Annotated in this window: 15 protein-coding genes; 7 read left to right on the top strand and 8 right to left on the bottom strand. The window is 43.0% G+C overall.

Features of this window, described 5'->3' with window-relative positions:
- Positions 1-419: 419 nt before the first annotated feature.
- Positions 420-1,229 (bottom strand): CDP-diacylglycerol--serine O-phosphatidyltransferase, encoded by an 810-nt coding sequence (gene pssA, locus GTQ48_RS02810; protein WP_163105048.1) that lies wholly within the window; start codon positions 1,227-1,229, stop codon positions 420-422.
- Positions 1,230-1,451: 222 nt separating this feature from the next.
- Between pssA and xdp1 (GTQ48_RS02805) the strand changes: the two genes are divergently transcribed.
- The 3 genes from xdp1 (GTQ48_RS02805) to prsT all read left to right on the top strand — a co-directional run bounded on the left by xdp1 (GTQ48_RS02805) (position 1,452) and on the right by prsT (position 6,245).
- On the top strand, positions 1,452-2,339 hold the full coding sequence (gene xdp1 / locus GTQ48_RS02805; protein WP_163105047.1) for an exosortase-dependent surface protein XDP1: 888 nt from the start codon (positions 1,452-1,454) through the stop codon (positions 2,337-2,339).
- A 156-nt stretch (positions 2,340-2,495) separates the two neighbouring features.
- Positions 2,496-3,329 (top strand): exosortase-dependent surface protein XDP1, encoded by an 834-nt coding sequence (gene xdp1, locus GTQ48_RS02800; RefSeq protein WP_163105046.1) that lies wholly within the window; start codon positions 2,496-2,498, stop codon positions 3,327-3,329.
- A gap of 102 nt (positions 3,330-3,431) precedes the next feature.
- Entirely contained in the window at positions 3,432-6,245 is a 2,814-nt protein-coding gene (gene prsT, locus GTQ48_RS02795) for an XrtA/PEP-CTERM system TPR-repeat protein PrsT (protein ID WP_163105045.1), read from the top strand.
- Positions 6,246-6,366: 121 nt separating this feature from the next.
- On the opposite strand, the gene dld is transcribed toward prsT, so the two are convergent.
- From dld to rluD, 4 genes are all read right to left on the bottom strand, one after another.
- A complete protein-coding gene (gene dld, locus GTQ48_RS02790; RefSeq protein WP_420837584.1) occupies positions 6,367-8,055 on the bottom strand; it encodes a D-lactate dehydrogenase in 1,689 nt (562 codons plus the stop codon).
- Positions 8,056-8,244: 189 nt separating this feature from the next.
- Positions 8,245-10,821, bottom strand: coding sequence for an ATP-dependent chaperone ClpB (gene clpB / locus GTQ48_RS02785; protein ID WP_163105043.1), 2,577 nt, complete (start codon positions 10,819-10,821; stop codon positions 8,245-8,247).
- Between the two features lie 110 nt (positions 10,822-10,931).
- Positions 10,932-11,762 carry a peptidoglycan editing factor PgeF gene (gene pgeF, locus GTQ48_RS02780; protein WP_163105042.1) on the bottom strand — a complete coding sequence of 277 codons (831 nt, stop codon included), beginning with the start codon at positions 11,760-11,762 and terminating at the stop codon, positions 10,932-10,934.
- 4 nt (positions 11,763-11,766) lie between these two features.
- The gene (gene rluD, locus GTQ48_RS02775; protein ID WP_163105041.1) at positions 11,767-12,750 is read right to left on the bottom strand and encodes a 23S rRNA pseudouridine(1911/1915/1917) synthase RluD; all 984 of its coding nucleotides are present in this window, start codon (positions 12,748-12,750) and stop codon (positions 11,767-11,769) included.
- Between the two features lie 185 nt (positions 12,751-12,935).
- Between rluD and GTQ48_RS02770 the strand changes: the two genes are divergently transcribed.
- Positions 12,936-13,703, top strand: coding sequence for an outer membrane protein assembly factor BamD (locus GTQ48_RS02770; RefSeq protein WP_163105040.1), 768 nt, complete (start codon positions 12,936-12,938; stop codon positions 13,701-13,703).
- 79 nt (positions 13,704-13,782) lie between these two features.
- On the opposite strand, the gene GTQ48_RS02765 is transcribed toward GTQ48_RS02770, so the two are convergent.
- From GTQ48_RS02765 to GTQ48_RS02755, 3 genes are all read right to left on the bottom strand, one after another.
- Positions 13,783-14,481: a ChrR family anti-sigma-E factor gene (locus GTQ48_RS02765; protein ID WP_163105039.1), complete on the bottom strand. Its 699-nt coding sequence runs from the start codon at positions 14,479-14,481 to the stop codon at positions 13,783-13,785.
- The gene (locus tag GTQ48_RS02760) at positions 14,474-15,085 is read right to left on the bottom strand and encodes a sigma-70 family RNA polymerase sigma factor (RefSeq protein WP_032096937.1); all 612 of its coding nucleotides are present in this window, start codon (positions 15,083-15,085) and stop codon (positions 14,474-14,476) included. The genes GTQ48_RS02765 and GTQ48_RS02760 overlap by 8 nt, the downstream gene beginning before the upstream one ends.
- Before the next feature lie 126 nt (positions 15,086-15,211).
- Positions 15,212-15,787 carry an LON peptidase substrate-binding domain-containing protein gene (locus tag GTQ48_RS02755; RefSeq protein ID WP_163105038.1) on the bottom strand — a complete coding sequence of 192 codons (576 nt, stop codon included), beginning with the start codon at positions 15,785-15,787 and terminating at the stop codon, positions 15,212-15,214.
- A 364-nt stretch (positions 15,788-16,151) separates the two neighbouring features.
- Between GTQ48_RS02755 and GTQ48_RS02750 the strand changes: the two genes are divergently transcribed.
- From GTQ48_RS02750 to GTQ48_RS02740, 3 genes are read left to right on the top strand one after another with little or no spacing between them, the layout of a single operon-like run.
- A complete protein-coding gene (locus GTQ48_RS02750; protein WP_163105037.1) occupies positions 16,152-16,583 on the top strand; it encodes a nuclear transport factor 2 family protein in 432 nt (143 codons plus the stop codon).
- Complete coding sequence (locus GTQ48_RS02745) at positions 16,580-17,299, top strand: SDR family NAD(P)-dependent oxidoreductase (RefSeq protein ID WP_163105036.1); 720 nt, start codon at positions 16,580-16,582, stop codon at positions 17,297-17,299. Before GTQ48_RS02750 ends, GTQ48_RS02745 begins: the two co-directional genes overlap by 4 nt.
- 22 nt (positions 17,300-17,321) lie before the next feature.
- Positions 17,322-18,587, top strand: a complete 1,266-nt coding sequence (locus GTQ48_RS02740; protein ID WP_163105035.1) for an NAD(P)/FAD-dependent oxidoreductase — start codon at positions 17,322-17,324, stop codon at positions 18,585-18,587.
- Positions 18,588-18,592 lie beyond the last annotated feature (5 nt).

The raw sequence follows: 18,592 nt of genomic DNA, 5'->3' as shown, positions 1-18,592 counted from the left end.
AAGAACGTGGTTGCTAGTGCAACCTCACCGTAAGCCGTTGCTTCTTGGTGACTCACTCCGTTTGAGTGAGGTGCGCATTATACGCTGGAAGTTTTTGCTGTCAACACTTTTTGAAAATTTATTTTCTCAAGGCTAACTTCGAAACTCCCGTCTTTACTGGCCTTAACGGTTAGTAAAGACTTGCTTCTCTTGCTAAGAGCTGGGTAAGTCGTTTTGCTTTTCCCCCGAAGCGGATGCGCATTCTACTTATCTCTCGCTCGCCGTCAATAGCCTTCTTAAAATAAAAAGCAAAAAAGCGACCAAGTGGTCGCTTTTTAATCTTTTTGTCTATTTATTGTCAATAACGATAACCGTTCATCTGGGTTTAACGCAATCCGTGTCGTTTTCACGGCTGTTTCTGCGCCTAATACATCGCCCGTCTATGTAACCTTATCGTCATCGTTAGACTGAGTATTCGCATTGCTAGACTCATTTTTAAAGTCGGCATCTTCTTCATGATCACCAACAACATCATCTAAGGTAACTTTATCTACCGTTCTAAATGTATTGATTGGACCAGCGAGTGCGTAAAGCGCAAACACTATAAAAAGAACCAACGCTGGCTCTGTTGCCACAACAACAAATATAAGCAGCACTAACAATAACGCAACGAAAGGTACCTTGCCGTGCCAATTCACTTCTTTAAACGAGTTATATTTAAAGTTACTCACCATTAATAACCCAGCAAGACCGGTAACGGCAGCAACAACAAGACCATAGTCTGTACCGACCACGTCGTATTCAACACCAACCCATACTAAGCCCGATACTACCGCAGCCGCTGCTGGGCTTGCTAAACCTTGGAAAAAACGTTTGTCTGCAATACCCACCTGCGTATTGAATCGCGCTAGCCTTAATGCAGCACCAGCTACATAGACAAATGCGGCAAGCCAACCCAGTTTACCTAATTCAGTTAATCCCCAATTGTAAGCAACTAATGCTGGCGCCATACCGAATGACACCATATCAGCCATAGAGTCGTATTCGGCTCCAAAATCGCTTTGCGTGTTTGTCATCCTTGCTACTCGGCCATCCAAACCGTCGAATATCATGGCAATAAAAATAGCGACCGCTGCAGCCTCGAATCGACCATTCATAGATGATACAACCGCAAAGAAACCCGAAAACAGGCCCGCAGTAGTTAGTAAATTGGGAAGTAAGTATATCCCTTTACGCTTTTGTTCAGACATAGGTCCTCATAATTTAGCTTACTTATTTGTTAATTATTTCATATATATCACGCCGCGCATAGGAATAGAGAAATCGCAGGCGATTAAATAGCAGATAACAGAGTATGCGAACGCATACCGAACAATCATCTTAATACATCTAACATAAGCGAACCATGTTGAAGTTCCTCGCGCGCAGCGCAGAGAGAGCTTGTCCCTATCAATTTATATAGGAAAATTGAAATGCGGTTAAGTTCGATAATAAAGATGTCTACCCTCACGACCGGCCTGCTGGCAATAAATGCTGCAACAGCAGGAAGTCACAGTACTACAGACTACTCACACTGTAGTACTTCGCAAGGGTCTTCAGGTGAATGTAATTCTCCTCTAGGTGAGAATGTTTACAATTTAGTAGATCACGGAATCGTTGAAAGCACTAACGCGTCATCGTCTAAAATTTCCATTGGCGGAGTTAACGTCGCTATTAGTGGTTGGTCTGATACCTATGGATATAACGATGATATCGTTGTGGGTGCAGATAGCTATAAAATTTCTAATTACTATGGATATGGTGTAACGAATAGCGACTGGGAATCGTCAAGAAACTCTCCAGATCACGCAATCGACAATATCAATACGAAAAACGGAAATTGGCAAGATTTTGACTTTATTCTGTTTTCATTCGACGAAGCGGTATCACTCACTGGAGCAAGTTATTCTTGGGTGTACAATCAAAATGATTCGCAGGTATCAGTTGCTGCTCTCGACGATATAGATACATTATCTTCTGGTTCGAACACTTGGAGCGATATTGTCAGTAACGCTGTTTCGTCATCGTATGACATTATAAAATATGATACTTCCGACTCGCACTTCAAATATACGTCAGAATTTGGCTTGAGTGCCTCCGCTAGATATTGGCTAGTCGGTGCTTACAACACAGTGTTTGGAGATATTGGCGGCAACTCTTACGATGATGCGTTTAAGCTGACCGGCGTAGGCTTCTCTGTTAATGACTCCCCTTCCACTACTGAAACGACAGCCGTAAGTGAACCCAGTGCTGCGGGACTGCTCTTAGGATCAGGATTGCTTGTTATGTGGCGTAGAAAACGTAAGGCATGGCGCATCTAGACTTTAGACTAAAGCTGACGGGTGAACCTTGTCAGCTTTTTTTACGTAATCACTCCGAATAATCAAAAAGTTCTTACAAAACAGAACAATACAAAATGGCACATAAAGTGCTTTACATAGAAATAACTTTGTAAATATTTTTCTGGTAAACACTTAATGAAACTTTTAAAAGCTGTTGTTTCAAGTCTCGCCCTAATTAGCACATGTAATGTTTATGCTGACGTACCTCTTCATGAGGCAACTGTTTCGCTTAAAAACGATAAAATAGCGCATGCCACAACACCAGGCACTCACGTAACTACCGTAGATATTGATGGAAAGTTAGTGTCTATGGGTTTTTCAGGATGGTCTGACAATGCGGGCTTTTTAAATGACACATTAAAATCAGGCACTATTGATGGTTGGTACAATTGTGACATCAACGAAGTTGGATGCACAGACCAAAATAGAAAGTACGGCTATGGAATTGAAAACAGTGAAAGTGGCGACAGCCACTCTGCAGATAATTATTCTGGCGGTGGTGATTTCGATATGTTTCTTTTCACATTTAGCGAAGACGTTACTCTAGCAGGAGCTGGTTTTAGCTGGATGAATGGCGATAACGGCAATAATGAAGTCACTGTTGCAGGTATTAGCGACATTAACGCTTTCTTTTCTGGTACCAGCGCTACGTGGCAAAATGTAAAGGCTAATATAATTTCTGGGACGCTTGGCCATTTTGGTATTAACGCAAAGGGTGCTAACGGGCTCTATGAATCTAAATTCGAAACAATTACTGGAAAAGCTCAATATTGGTTGGTAGGTGCATACAACACCATTTTTGACGAAGTTGGCAGTCAATCCGGCGACGGTGTAGGGCTCAAACTTTCAACATTGGACATCTCAATCGCGAAAACAACAACTACAACAGACGTCAGCGAGCCAGGTGCTCTTGCTCTAATGAGCTTAGGTCTTGGTTTAGTGCTTTACAGACGCAAACGTCGCGCTTAATTGTTTTAAAACAGTTAAAAAACACGTATCTTTAGAAGGTGGCTTTGGCCACCTTTTTTTATGCTATTTTTATGCTTGAGTAAGGCAAACCCAAAGGTAACTATGAACTTTTTTAATAATAAAAAGCGCTTTGTTAAACGCGCTCTCTTCTCTGTCATCGCCACCTCTTTTTTCACCGTGAACGGTTTTGCGACAACATCAGAGGATTACGAGAAGGCGTTAACTGCGTTCAATCACAGTGAGTATGACGAAGCGTATATACACCTTAAAAATAGCCTGCAAAAAGACCCTGAAAATTTAGCCGCTAAAATTCTGATGGGAGAAATCCTACTTATTAATGGTTACCTTACCGCAGCAGAACTAGAGTTTGTTGAAGCATTAGAAATGGGGGCCGATATCAATTTAGTCGCTGAGCCCCTAGGAAATACCTGGCTGTTTTTGAACAAATACCAAGATATCGTCGACTTTAGTGAACTTGATAAACTCTCTGGGGACTCTGAGCAAGAATGGCTGCTTATCCGCGCCACTGCATGCATTCGTTTGGAAGATGAAGCCTGTGCCCTTAAAGATTACAACGCACTCTTATCTCGCGCCCCCAGCTTTGTGCCTGCGATAAATGGTTTGGCCTCAATTGCTCTTCAGAACGAAGATTTGACGAAGGCGTCGACGCTCATCAACAGAGCTATGGATGTAGAGCCAGAAAACGCGATAACTTGGCGATTGAAAGGCCAACTCGCTTATCGTCAAGGCGATAAAGATGCAGCAACTGCGCACTTACAAAAAGCGTTAACCTTTAATAGGGACGATCCAATTGCTCTGCGCAATCTTGTAGACCTTTACTTAGAAGCTAAAGACTACGACACCGCTAAACTGTTTGTTGACGAGATTATCGAAGATACACCTAATGATCCTCTTGCCATTCTGCTCAATAGCTGGCTACAAAGTAGAGACAACAAACAGGCAATAGACAATGAAAAGCTAAAAGAGCTCAATGAGTTTATGGCGCAGTTAGACCCAGACCTTATTACCTCGCAGCCAATGCTGCTGTATATCAGTGGGCTGACTAATTTTTTCAATAATAATATGGAAACCGCAGCTAAGGATTTCACCACTTATCTGCAAAAAGAGCCTGACGATCTGCAAGCAGTATTGATGCTTAGTCAAGTTTATATGGCCACGCAGCAGGATAAGCAAGCACTACTGCTTCTTGAACGCCATCAAAAAGCGCTTATGGAAGACCCCGATTCAGCGCTTATGCTTGGCAATCTTTTTATAAGCCAAAACAAAGCGTTTAAAGCAGAACGTTTACTGCAAAACTTAGAGTATAAATATCCCAACGAAGGCAAGTTACAGCTTTTCAAAATTAAGCTGATGGCCGCAAGGGGCAAACGAGAAGAAGCGCTTTCTATATTAGAGGACAATCTACCCGCGTACCGTGACAACGCAGGCTTTTTATTTACTTACTCATTAATGAATTTACAAGCCGAAAAATTTGAGAAAGCACTTAGTGGCGCAGAACTTCTTGGTGCCCTATTTCCGGATGAAGCTGAAGTGTATAACTTGAAGGCCGGCATTTTAATCCGTCAGGGACTTCTGGAAGAAGCAAAAACCAATATTAAAAAAGCGCTGGAACAAAACCCGACGTTATTCCCAGCGAAATTTAATTTAGCCGCCACGCAGAGTAGATTAGGTAACGTTGAGCAGTCTAATGAGCTTATCGAAGAATTATTGACGCTATCTCCACAGCACAATGAAACATTGATGCTAAAAGCATTTAACCTGTCAAAAGAAGGTGAGTTAGATAACGCCAAACAAATTTATCTGGATATTCTTACGCTATCACCATCAAACATGGCGGCAAGAGAGCGAGTTTCATTTTTATACCAACAGCAAGGCGACACCAAAAGTGCGTTGTATCATTTAGATCTTTTGCTGAAAGACGACTTTGATAATGCAGACTACCTGCTTCGCAAAGCTGCCTTACAAATACAAACCAACGAGCGAACTGATGCAGAGAAAACACTGAGTATTGTCCGCAACTTTATTAACGACGATGCCGGTAAATTAATCACTTATATGGAGCAGGTTCGCGCTATAGGTAACGATGAAGCAGCAGAGGCTGCCATGGCAAGAGCCTATGAAATTGCCAACAACAATACATTTGTGACCTTACGCTACGCCAGCCTATTATTAGATTTGCAAAGCAATGACAAAGCAAAACGATTACTTGCCAATATTTCGAAGGAACAGCAACAGAGTGCGGTCTATCATTTCTTAGCGGGTAGGCTTAATGCTAACCTAGGCAAAAGCGAGTCCGCAGTTAACGCCTATAAGCGCGCATTAGCTATAGATCCAAGTTTTGCCCAAGCGTTTATCGCTATTTATAACTATGCTCTTAACGAACAGTTTGTCGACGTTTTTCTAAACACAGCCCGTAAAATGGTCGAAAAAAATGCTAACAACTTACTGGCCAAAAATTTACTAGCGCAGTATCTGTTTTTTATTCGTGATTTTGAAGAGTCAACGGCTCTCTATGAAGAGCTCGTCAAAGAGCCTAACCTTTTAAATCCAGCTGAAGCTTACAATCGATTAGCGATAATGAGTATAGAAGCGTCGCTGGTGACCGCGAGAAACTATGCGCAAAAAGCCTATGAACTACAACCAAACTCAGCAAGCATTTTAAATACCTACGGCCATATAAAGGCACTGCGGGGTGATTTTGAACAAAGCTTACAAATGTTGCGAGACGCTTTTGCTAGAGACGCAAAGGATCCAAACATTCGCTATCATCTTGGGTTTACCCTTGCCAAGTTAGGTCGTATCGATGAAGCGAAAAGGGAGTTGGAATACGCGGTAAATGTAGAGCGCCCATTTTTCAAGCGCCCTCAAGCCAAAGCACTGTTAGAGAGTTTATAGTAGAAAGCTTATAAAGCGATTATCAGCTTTCGCCTTAGCGCTTGGCTTTGGCTTTGCCTTAGCTTGGCTTAAAAAAGTCCTATTAAGAGCCACTCGATTTAAGGGCAACATGCAACAAGCACTACCCGCAACAAGCGCAGTTACGGGCGTGCTTGTCCATTTTGCCAATTCCCGGGTTAAACGTATTGGTGGGGTCTAATTTTTGATAAAAGCGTTGTAACGTCTCCTCTGCGTCATATAAATGACCCACATTATGCTCAGCTGGGTATTTCGCTCCACGATTATCGAGCAGCGCTAGCATGTCAGCCTTAACCTGCTTAGCATCGGCCCCCTTTTTCAGTACATAGTCTTGGTGAAAGACATGGCAAAAAAAGTGGCCGTAGTATAAGGCTTTATCGATATGCCGACTTATCTGCTCAGGTAAGCTTTCTAGCCAGCTTTCATCGTTGCGCCTAAGTGCAATATCAAGGGCTAATACTTCTCCTACGTCATCTTCATTAAGAGTTTGATAACGCATGGCTGCGCCTGCAGCAGCAAATCGCAACAAGAAGGCTTTCGACGCTTCCTCTTTATTGCAAATAATAAATGCACCTTCTCTCTTCTCTGTATCAAAAAGATTACCTAAGTACCGCTTCGCTTCCTCTATACCTTGATTACTCATTTTAAGAATAAGATGGTGTTCGTACTGGTCTCGAAATTGGGTTAATGATTCAGGTAAAAACTGAGGAAAAAGACCACCCGCCAGCTGCATTGCTTTGTCGGTAAAATGGTTAGGAAACACTGCTGAACGACGAAGTAACGCGTCAATGCGACCTTTAGCGGCAAATAATTTGGGAAGTGCTGCTGTACCTAAGTGATGAATACATAAGCAGGTGTCTTTTCCATATTTTTCTGCAATGTTGAACATGTCTCTATGCAAATACTCCCCCACTTCGGGAAGTTGCGAGAACTGAGCTAACATATCCCGTCTGATTTGCGTTAATACTGCCTGATCATTGGTGCCAATATAGAAGGTTTGCTCTTCTTGAGGTACTTCAAAAGTATCAACAACAACAGCGAAAATGGCTATTTTGCCAGCGCAGCCGCTGGCCTCGAATAAACGAGATGGGTCTGCGTTAAAGCGGCTAGGCGTATCGGCGTGAGTATTTCGTACTATCTCTTCATAATCACTGGCTGATGCTTTTTTATCAGTCTGTATGTTATCTTTCGCAAAATTGCCCGATGAAAGGTTTGCAATAATGTCTTCTGGAGTGTCACCCAATTCAATGCCTAGATGATTGACCAGCCCCAGTTTGCCACTGTTATCTACATGGGCGTAAAGCGATAGCTCAGTATACGCAGGGCCTCGCTTAACCAATGCACCGCCTGAATTATTGGCTATCCCCCCGACTATTGAAGCTCCTAAACATGAAGAGCCAATGACAGAGTGAGGTGCCCTTCCCAATGGTGCTAATTGCTTTTCAAGCTTGTGTAGTGTAGCACCAGGAAAGCTGATGGCTTGCTGACCATTATTGATAAGAACGATATCGTTCATCGCTAATGTATTGATAACGACTACTGGCCTGTCGTAGTCACTGCCACTTGGCGTAGACCCTTCAGTAAGGCCTGTATTTGCCGCTTGCATGATAATAATGCATTTTTCGGCGACACAAATTGTAAGGGCTTCCCAATATTCCATAAGCGTTTTAGGGAAAAGAACAGCGATAGCATCACCGCCGCCTGAACGCCAGCCCGTTCTGTAGTGCTCGGTAACTTTACTGTTTACAGACACGCTGTCATCACCTAACGCACCTTGAAACTGTTCAATAATACTGTTTATTTTCACTGCCGCTCTTTTTTCAATTTCATTGTTTATCAATTCCTATACTACCGCCTCAACACAAAGATGCCCATTAAATACAGACACAAAAAAGCGGGTGTTAAACCAACACCCGCTCGTTTTTTACCGCACTAGCTTAGCTGTTTTTTTAAAGCATTAACTCAATAAAAGTTTGCCTACCTATTCATTCACAATAAACAATTTTTCATTGTTGGCATCTATCTTAACCGTAGACTCTGGCTCTAACTCTCCTGAAAGCAATTGCTGTGCTAACGGGTTTTCTATTTGAATTTGAATCGCCCGTTTGAGCGGCCTTGCCCCAAAGATAGGGTCGAAACCAGCTTCGGCTAGCTTGTCCATTGCACGGCCAGTAAGGCTGAGCTTATACCCCTTCTCTGCAAGCCTCGCTCTTAATGATGCAAGCTGTATTTTTGCAATCGCTTTTATCTGCTCTTTACCCAAAGGATGAAATACAACAATGTCATCAACACGGTTTATAAACTCAGGGCGGAAGTGCTGGCCTACCACATTCATCACCATCGACTTCATTTCATCGTACTGACTTTCATCATGCTTATCTTGTATGACGTCTGAACCAAGATTAGACGTCATGATCACAACGGTATTTTTAAAATCTACTGTGCGACCTTGACCATCTGTTAGTCGACCATCATCGAGCACTTGAAGCAGAATATTAAATACATCAGGATGAGCTTTCTCCACTTCATCTAACAGTATGACTGAATAAGGCTTTCTGCGAACGGCTTCGGTTAAATACCCTCCTTCCTCATAGCCGACATAACCAGGAGGAGCGCCAACAAGGCGTGAAACCGAATGCTTTTCCATAAACTCAGACATGTCTATTCTGATCATGGCGTCTTCGGTATCGAACATAAAACCGGCCAACGTTTTACACAATTCAGTTTTACCCACGCCCGTAGGCCCTAAAAACAAAAAGGAACCAATTGGTCTATCTGGGTCCGCTAATCCTGCTCGAGAGCGACGAATAGCATTAGATACCGAGTGCAATGCTTCTTCTTGGCCTACCACTCGTTTGTGCAGCACATCTTCCATGCGAAGTAACTTATCTCGCTCACCTTCTAACATTTTAGATACCGGGATGCCTGTCCACCGAGACAATACATCTGCAATTTCGTTGTCTGTTACCTTATTCTTGACAAGCTTGGTTTCACGGGTTTCATTTTCAGCGGCGTGCTCTAATTTAGCTTCAAGTTCTGGAATTCGCCCATATTGAAGCTCAGACATACGATTAAGATCGGATGCTCGACGGGCAATCTCTAAATCTAGTTTAGCTTGCTCGAGCTCAGACTTTATTGTCTGCGTGCCCTGCATGGCGTCTTTTTCATCAAGCCATACTTTTTCGAAAGCCGCATATTTAGTTTCCGCCTGCTCTCGTTCAAGCTCTATCATTTCTAAGCGCTTATGACTGGCATCGTCCGTCTCTTTAGCCAACGCTTGTTCTTCTAGCTTCAACTGAATGATTCGACGCTCAAGCCTGTCCATATCTTCAGGCTTAGAATCTATTTGAAGTCGAATACTTGATGCGGCTTCGTCAATTAAATCGATGGCTTTATCAGGCAGTTGTCTGTCGCTTATATAACGATGAGACAAACTTGCAGCCGCTACAATAGCAGGGTCGGTAATATCAACAGAGTGATGTAGCTCGTAACGCTCTTTAAGGCCACGCAATATAGCAATAGTGTCTTCAACACTTGGCTCTTCCACTAATACCTTTTGGAATCTGCGCTCCAATGCCGCATCTTTTTCTATGTATTGACGGTACTCATTAAGAGTCGTCGCTCCCACACAATGAAGTTCCCCGCGAGCGAGCGCTGGTTTAAGCATGTTACCTGCATCCATGGCACCATCACCTTTGCCAGCTCCAACCATGGTGTGAAGCTCGTCAATAAAGAGAATGACTCGTCCCTCTTCCTTCGACAGCTCATTAAGAACTGCTTTTAAACGTTCTTCAAATTCACCGCGGTATTTAGCGCCAGCAATCAGTGCTCCCATGTCCAAAGAAAGAACTCGTTTGTTCTTAAGCCCTTCAGGCACCTCACCGTTAATAATTCGCTGTGCTAGCCCTTCAACAATTGCCGTTTTACCCACACCTGGCTCACCGATTAACACCGGATTATTCTTTGTGCGGCGCTGCAACACTTGAACAGTGCGGCGAATTTCATCGTCTCTGCCAATGACTGGGTCAAGTTTACCCTGCTCCGCTCGCTCGGTAAGGTCGGTAGTATATTTTTCTAATGCCTGACGCACATCTTCTGCATTGGGGTCGGTAACCGTTTGACCGCCGCGCATATCATCAATTGCTGCCTCTACGATATCTTTGGTCACGTTAAGGCTTCTTAAAATTTCACCGAGTCGACCTTTATCGTCTATGGCGGCAACAACAAAAATTTCAGAAGTGATGTAGTCGTCTTTACGCTGCTGTGCAATCTTGTCACACATATTAAGTAAGATAACGCTGTCCTTACCTAACTGAACTTCACCGCCAATACCCTCAATGCGAGGAAGCCTTTCTATCGCTTGGCTTAACGCCGAACGCAGTGCGTTAACGTTAATTTTTGCTTGGTCAAGTAATGGTCGCACTGAACCGCCCTGCTGATTAAGCATGGCCGTCATTAGGTGGACAGGTTCGATATATTGATGGTCTCGACCCAATGCGAGTGATTGAGCATCGGATATAGCGAGCTGAAATTTACTGGTAAATCTGTCTAATCTCATAACCTCAACCTTAAAATGAATATTTCTTTATGTTCTATTTATGGGAGCTTATGAATGACGATTCAAGTAAGTAATGACAAAGATGATGAAAAACTTGATTGAGCGCAAAGTTAACGCTTGCCAATGACACTCACAATTCGACCTGTAGCCTCGAAATTGCTGTGCGTGGCTTTTCGATGGGAATAAAACAAGTCGCTACGGCAATAGGTACAATAATGGCTTTGCTCAACGTGTTTAATACCAAGGTGTGTTAACTGCTGATTTGCTATTTGAGGTAGGTCTAACAGGTACTTACCCGCTTGCTTTTTTGGCGTTACGCAGTTTTTGTAATAGGAGAATTTGTTGGCAAGCGCTTCGTTAACCTCGTAACACTGTCCACAAATGGCAGGGCCAACCCAGGCTATTAGCTGTGATGGATCAGTAGAAAAGTGCGTTACGGCATCAGCAATAATAGTGGCTTCCAGTCCCTTCCATCCGGCATGGATAGCTGCAACCTCCTTTCCTCTATTATCGCTTATCAGTACCGGTACGCAATCTGCCGTCATCACCGCACAAAAATGCTCTGGACGTGAGGAAAATGAGGCATCAGCTTCAACAGATAGCGTGGGCAAAGTGGCAATGGTGTTGCCATGTACTTGCTCTAGCCATGTTATCTTTTCGCTATGTGGCAAACGCGCGCGATTCTCGCGGACGCTGATAATGTCATCGCCCACATGCGCCCCTATGTTGAGCCCCAGATAGTCTTTTGCGCCCGAATTTTCTTGAGCAGTTTTAGCTTGAGTCGTTTTAGCCTGAGCACTTTTACTCTGAGTAGCTTTACCTTCTTGGGCGCTGCTATCTACTAGAAATTTATCGCTTACACCGCCACATCGAGTGGATGTATAGGCCACTACATTATCGGGAAAGCACTCTGGAATTATGAAACGCTCAGCGGATGACATGTGGCTAAATCATGTCTTCCGGATTGTCTTTTGTATCCTGTCTAACCGCTTCTAATAGCGACTGCATATCGTTGGGCAACGGTGCTTTGTACGTCATCCATTCTTCGCTTTCCGGATGGAAAAACGAAAGTTGTGCCGCGTGAAGAGCCTGTCGCTGGAAACCTCTCAATGCATCGATAAAGCTTTCAGATGCGCCTTTTGGTAATCGAGGGCGCCCACCGTAAGTTTGATCGCCTAACAAAGGATGTTTCAAATGCGCCATATGAACACGAATTTGATGAGTTCTACCTGTCTCTAGTTTTAAGCGGATGTGCGTGTAGGCTCGAAACTTTTCAATCACTCTAAAGTGAGTAATTGCAGGTTTACCGTCTTCTCTTACCGCCATGTGCGTGCGCTTAGTTGCATGACGGCCGATAGGTTCATCTACTACACCACCAGCAACCATCGTACCCATTGCAATTGCTTCGTATTCCCTACTCATCTCTCGACGCTGAAGCTGGTCAACTAAATGGGTTTGCGCTGGTACGGTCTTCGCAACAACCATCAGTCCCGTTGTGTCCTTATCAAGGCGATGAACAATACCTGCACGAGGAACGAGGTCGATGTCGGGCACGTGGTTAAGCAGCGCGTTAAGCACGGTACCGCTTGGGTTTCCGGCCCCCGGATGAACGACTAGGTCTGCAGGTTTATTTATCACCATAATATGCTCATCTTCAAAAACGATGTTCAGAGCGATATCTTGTGCAACACTCGTTACCTGAACATCCATTTCTGCGCGAACAGTAATAACTTCGTCTATTTGCATTTTATGGCGTGGAACCGTGATAACCTCGCCATTTACTGCAACGTTACCATCCTGAATCCAAGTTTTTAACTTTGAACGTGAATATTCAGGGAACAAATCGGCCAAAGCCTGATCTAAACGTAAACCAAAATGGGCGGCTTGTGTTAAAGCCTCTAATTGAATTGTGTTTGGCACTTGCGTCATAACACCTAACATTGCGTGTAAAAAGGGTATTATAACAAGTATTCACCCTGTACACTGCGTTGTTTGCGAATTTGTATGGTTTTTCTCATCGTTAGTACGTTAGAATGCGGGCAACGTGTTGTTGTTTAACACATGAGCGTAGACAGCGAAGTATTAAAACTGTTTAGCAGGAATATAGAATTATTATGAAATCATTTCGTCTTTTAGCGCCAGTTTTTCTAGGTGCTATGGTGACCTTAACAGGTTGCAGCTCTTCAGAATCTGAAGAGGAAAAAATTGTACTTGCAAACATGGGTGCACAACAACTTTACGACAGAGCTTCTGAAAGCATGGAAGTGGGCAATTTTAGCGCCGCTGCCCAAACGCTTAGCGCACTAGATTCTCGCTATCCTTTTGGCCCATTGTCTCACCAGGTTCAACTCGATCTTATCTACAGTTATTACAAGTCGGGTAAAATTGACGAAACATTGGCGACAGTTGACCGCTTTATTCGCCTTAACCCTAATCATTCAGATGTAGATTACGCGTACTATATGCGCGGGTTAACGAATATGGAATCAGACAGCAATCTTTTTCAAGAGCTGCTGACAATAGACCGCTCGGACAGAGACCCATCAAAATCTCGTCAAGCATTTGAAGATTTCAGACGGCTGATTGAGCAATACCCAAACAGTAAATACGCCCCTGATGCTAAAAAGCGTATGCTGCATATTAAAGACAGACTAGCCAGATATGAAATTGCTATTGCTCGTTTCTACATGCGCCGCCAGGCTTACGTAGCAGCAGCGAATCGCGGTCGGTATGTCATTGAACACTTTCCTGATACAACTCAGGTAAAGGATGCCCTTGAGATAATGGTGTCGAGTTATGAACAACTTGGATTGGAAGACTTACGTTTAAACGCAATGAAGACGTTAAAGCTGAACTTCCCAGAAAGCGACTTTATCAGCTGATAAGGTTGCAACATCCACCAGTTCAAAGCAAAAAAACGCACCTTCGGTGCGTTTTTTATTTGTTGGGACTTTTTCTAGCCTATCTGAAGAACAGATGACTGAACGGGTTGAGCAACCGAGCCAAACCTGACGTGAAGTGTAAAGGCTGATCCACAATACTGAAAACCAAACACCCTTCCTTCGTGTCCGACTTAGGGGTGTGGGTCTTGTTGCCATCCATAAAAATGAAATCGCCAGTATCGTAATTAGCTAAACCATCACTAAATTCACCGTCGATAACCAACGTGTACTCAGTACCTCTGTGGGTATGCTCAGGGACGCTTCCGCCGCTGCCCATAAAGATAAAGTTAGCCACACCTTGATTACCTAAATCAACAGGTGCCTGCCAAAGCTTTCCGACCAAACTGGACCAATTGCCCGTTTTGTCGATGTAGCGATGCAGTGTACGTGGTAATTTAAAGGTACGACCGTCTAGCTCAATTGTTACCGACTTCTCTTTGAAAATGCTCGTCTCTTTAGACGTTCTAGCATCAGATTCTAATGACGACGGTGCCTGCGTTATTTGAGACAACATATCGCCAAACTGAGCAGATTCGTCAAAACTTTCTTCTATTTCTAACACCATGTCAGCCGCAAGGCTTTCAGTTTCGCTTTCAATTCGCATTTGACACTGCTCACACATGTCAGAGTGTGCAGACACCAATAGCGATACAGCTGGCGTAAGACTGCCCTCAACGAATTCTGTAATCTGTTGAGGACTTGGGTGAAACTTAATCATTGTCGTTCAGCATACCTTTTAAACGTTGAAGTGCTAGTCGAGTTCTCGACTTCACTGTACCTAATGGAATAGATAGTTCGTTTGCAACTTCTTGCTGAGATTTGCCATCTATATAGATAGCTTCAATTACTGCTTTTTGTTTAACCGGTAACGCTTCAAACATATACCCAATTTGCTCAAGCGTTACTTGCTCGTCAAGGGGCGCTTCGTTTAAATCAGCAGTTTGTTCACACAATACTGGCCACAAGTCATCAGAGCATACGTCTTCTTTTCTGTTTTGTAGCTTGCGCAGCATATCGAAACGTATGTTTCGTGCGATTGTGAATATCCATGTAGATGGCGACCCTTTTTCAGCATTGAAAAGATGGGCTTTTTGCCACACATTAGACATGGTGTCTTGTACTAGCTCCATCGCTAAAGCCTCGTTACCCATTTGTTTTAATGCGTAGGAGCGAAGGCGAGGTGCAAAATAATTAAAGACTCGAGAAAATGAGCGTTTACAGCGAGCGTCAGCAACCGCTACAAGGTATTCAGACATTTCGGTAGCACATTCTTTTGGTTTGATTGTGCTATTGCTCTGTTCCAATGGAATTCCAACTAACATAATATTCGTCCGCTTTTCCGTTTTGGTTGCATCATACTACGGCTTTTTGACTTAAAACGTTCGGAAAAATCGCACTTTGCGCGTTACGATTTTGTAATGAAGTTGTCATGTTGTTCAAATGACGCATTAACCGATTAATGTAGACAGATACTTTAGCAAGTTAGTGCATTCTCGTTGTTCAAGAAAATGCTGCTTTTGCGAACCGTCTACCGGTAATAGTTCTAGCCATCTATTTAATACCCAGTTCGGGCTATCAAATTTCGGCTCATCGTATAACGACGCTAACTCTTCATAATTCCCGAATATTTCTTTAAGTCGCTCGTCCATAGGCGCTATTTGTTGAGTTGATAGGTCACAGTTCCATGAATCGATGGGATTACACACTCCCGTTCTCAATTCATCATGCTCGACAGCAATGTCTTCGACCTCAACTAGATGAGAACCAGCAACCTTTATGCCAAGCAAGCCATCATCAAGCATATCGAAGTCGACCACCGTGGCGTACGTACCTATTTTATGTATATGTTCATTCGCCGACTTATCGCCGTTGGCATTTAACATACACATAACAAACCCTTTGTTTTCGGCGCATGCCTCTTTAACCATGCGCAAATATCTGGGCTCAAAAATTCGTAACGCCATTCTACCTTCTGGTAACAGATGGGCAGATAATGGGAATAAGGGAAAACGATTATTACTCATACACCACACTTCCAAGAATACATAAAGAGGTACGGTAGTGGGTATGAATTGGATCCATATGAGAAATATTTTCACACTGACTTTTTTACTCTTGATCTAATCTTGAGCAGAAGCGGTAATGTTTATAATTTAATCGACTTTTATATTAGAAAGAGTTAATTAAATTCAAGAGCTTGTGTCATCTTTTGTAACGAGTCATTCTTTATATAAAGAAAACACACGAACACAGTCGCGCTGAACCTTGCGCACTAATAGCACACTAATACTGGTACACGCGCTGTATAAGATAAGTCATATATTGATTTATTTAATCAGAACCTATTACCTGAGAAGTAGACATGCCAAGGCGTGCAAAGGATTTAGTATGGAAGTCATTCAACGATTTTGTAAAATTTACACAGACATTTGTAAAATATCTACCGAGGATCTTAATGAGATTTATTCACAAAATATCGTATTCATAGACCCTATCACCACCCATCGAGGTCTTGATGCGGTGAAGTCGTATTTCAGCAATCTTCTTGAGCAAGCCGACACCTGTAAATTCAATATCGCTGACATACTAGAATGTGCGCCCTCAAAGTGTAACGTGACACATATTGCAAATTGGACAATGACCTTAACCTTAAAAGGAAGCGATAGGGTTATTACTTTAGATGGAACCACTCAACTAGGAGTGAAAGACGACATCATTATTTATCACAAGGATTATTACGATTTGGGCGAAATGGTCTATGAACACGTACCTTTATTAGGTTTTGTGATTAAGAAGATAAAAGGAAGACTCGCCAAATGACAACATTGCTAATTACTGGAGCAACATCGGGGATCGGAAAAGCACTTGCTGAGCATGCAGCCCAAAAGGGTTACGACGTAATTGCGTGCGGTAGAAATGAAGAAGCGCTCAATGAGTTAGCACGCCATGAGAACATCACTTCATGTCAATTTGACGTGTCATCACTTGATGATACTAAAAATGCGCTAAAAGACATTCAGTTTGATATCGCAGTGTTAAATGCGGGTACTTGTGAGTATGTGGATATTGATCAATTTGAATCCGATATGTTTCGCAGAGTATTCGAGCCTAACTTTTTCGGTGTAGTTAACTGCGTGGATGCATTCATCCACAACCTGAAAGCGGGTAAGACCTTAGTTATTGTAGATAGTATGGCTAGATTGCTTCCCTTTACTCGTTCACAAGCCTATGGCGCAAGTAAAGCAGCCCTGCACTACTTTACGAAAAGTCTCGAAGTAGACTTGCACGACAGAGGCGTTAAGGTACAAGCAGTATCGCCTGGCTTTGTAGAAACGCCGTTAACAGAAAAGAATGACTTTGATATGCCAATGAAAATAACGGCTCAAGAAGCAGCTGAAAGTATGTTGAAAGGGATTGAAAGCGATAAACGTACGATCTTTTTCCCGAGAATGTTTGGCTATATATTAAGGTTCATGAATGTATTACCATCTGGTCTGCAAAAGCGATTGTCCCTATCCATGCGCAACGACAAATAAGTAGTTTAAGAGAAATATAATAATGACAAGAAAAGTAGCAATCGTGGGTACAGGTATCGCAGGTTTAACATGTGCCCACCTTTTAAATAAGAAAAATGACATCACTGTTTATGAAGCGAATGATTACATTGGCGGTCACACAGCAACAAAGACAATTGTGGATGAAGGTGAAACCCACAACATAGATACCGGCTTTATTGTTTTCAATGATTGGACATACCCTAACTTTATTAAATTAATGACTGCGCTTGGCGTAGAGTGTCAGCCAACTGAAATGAGCTTTTCTGTTACCAGCAAAAAAGCCAACATTGAATATAATGGCAACACGATTAATAGTCTTTTCGCGCAGCGCAGAAATATTCTTCGCCCCAAATTCTGGCGCATTGTTCGCGATATTCTCAAGTTTAATAAAGCCTGTAAGTCAATGGTGGCTGAAAAGAGAGATACATCTGCCCTTACGCTGCAAGACATTATTGACGAGTTAGGATTAAGCGATGATTTCGCTCGTTATTATATTTTACCAATGTGCGCCGCTATTTGGTCGAGCAGCCTTGAGCAAACACGACGCTTTCCCCTTACCTTTTTTCTACAGTTTTTTAATAACCACGGCCTCCTCAACATTACCGACAGACCACAGTGGTACACCATCGTTGGCGGCTCTAGTCAGTATATTGCTCCGTTAATCGCTCCTTTTGAATCGAAGATAAAGCTGTCTTGTGGTGTCAACAAAGTGACTAAAGAAGGTGAGCTATGGTCTGTCACCGATGTAAATGGTGGCGTGGCACATTTTGACGACGTGGTATTTGCCTGTCACAGTGACCAAGCATTAGCCATGCTAGATAATGCAACGGCCTCACACAAAGATATTTTGGGCAACATACCGTACGGCGAGAATGACGTGGTTATGCACAAAGATATTGGGCAATTGCCAAAGCGTAAATTAGCATGGGCTAGCTGGAATTATCGTCTTAAAGAAGACGCTACCGAAGAAATGCGCCCCGCGTCTGTCACTTACGACATGAATATTCTTCAGCGCCTAACTGCTAAAAACACTTATTCAGTCACGCTGAATAACACGAGCGAAATAGATAAAAGCAAAATTCTTGGGCAATATCGATACTCTCATCCCCAATACAGCGCAGACATGGTGAATGCACAGCAACGTCGTTCTGAAATTTGTGGCGTTGATAATTTACATTTTTGCGGTGCGTATTGGTACAACGGCTTTCATGAAGACGGTGTAGTGAGCGCCTTAGACGTATGTAAGCGTTTCGGTGAGACACTGTGACGGCA

This window comes from Alteromonas genovensis (genome assembly GCF_010500895.1).
GTDB lineage: Bacteria > Pseudomonadota > Gammaproteobacteria > Enterobacterales > Alteromonadaceae > Alteromonas > Alteromonas genovensis.
The sequence above is the reverse complement of the archived record's forward strand: the minus strand, read 5'-3'. Positions and strand labels throughout refer to the sequence as shown.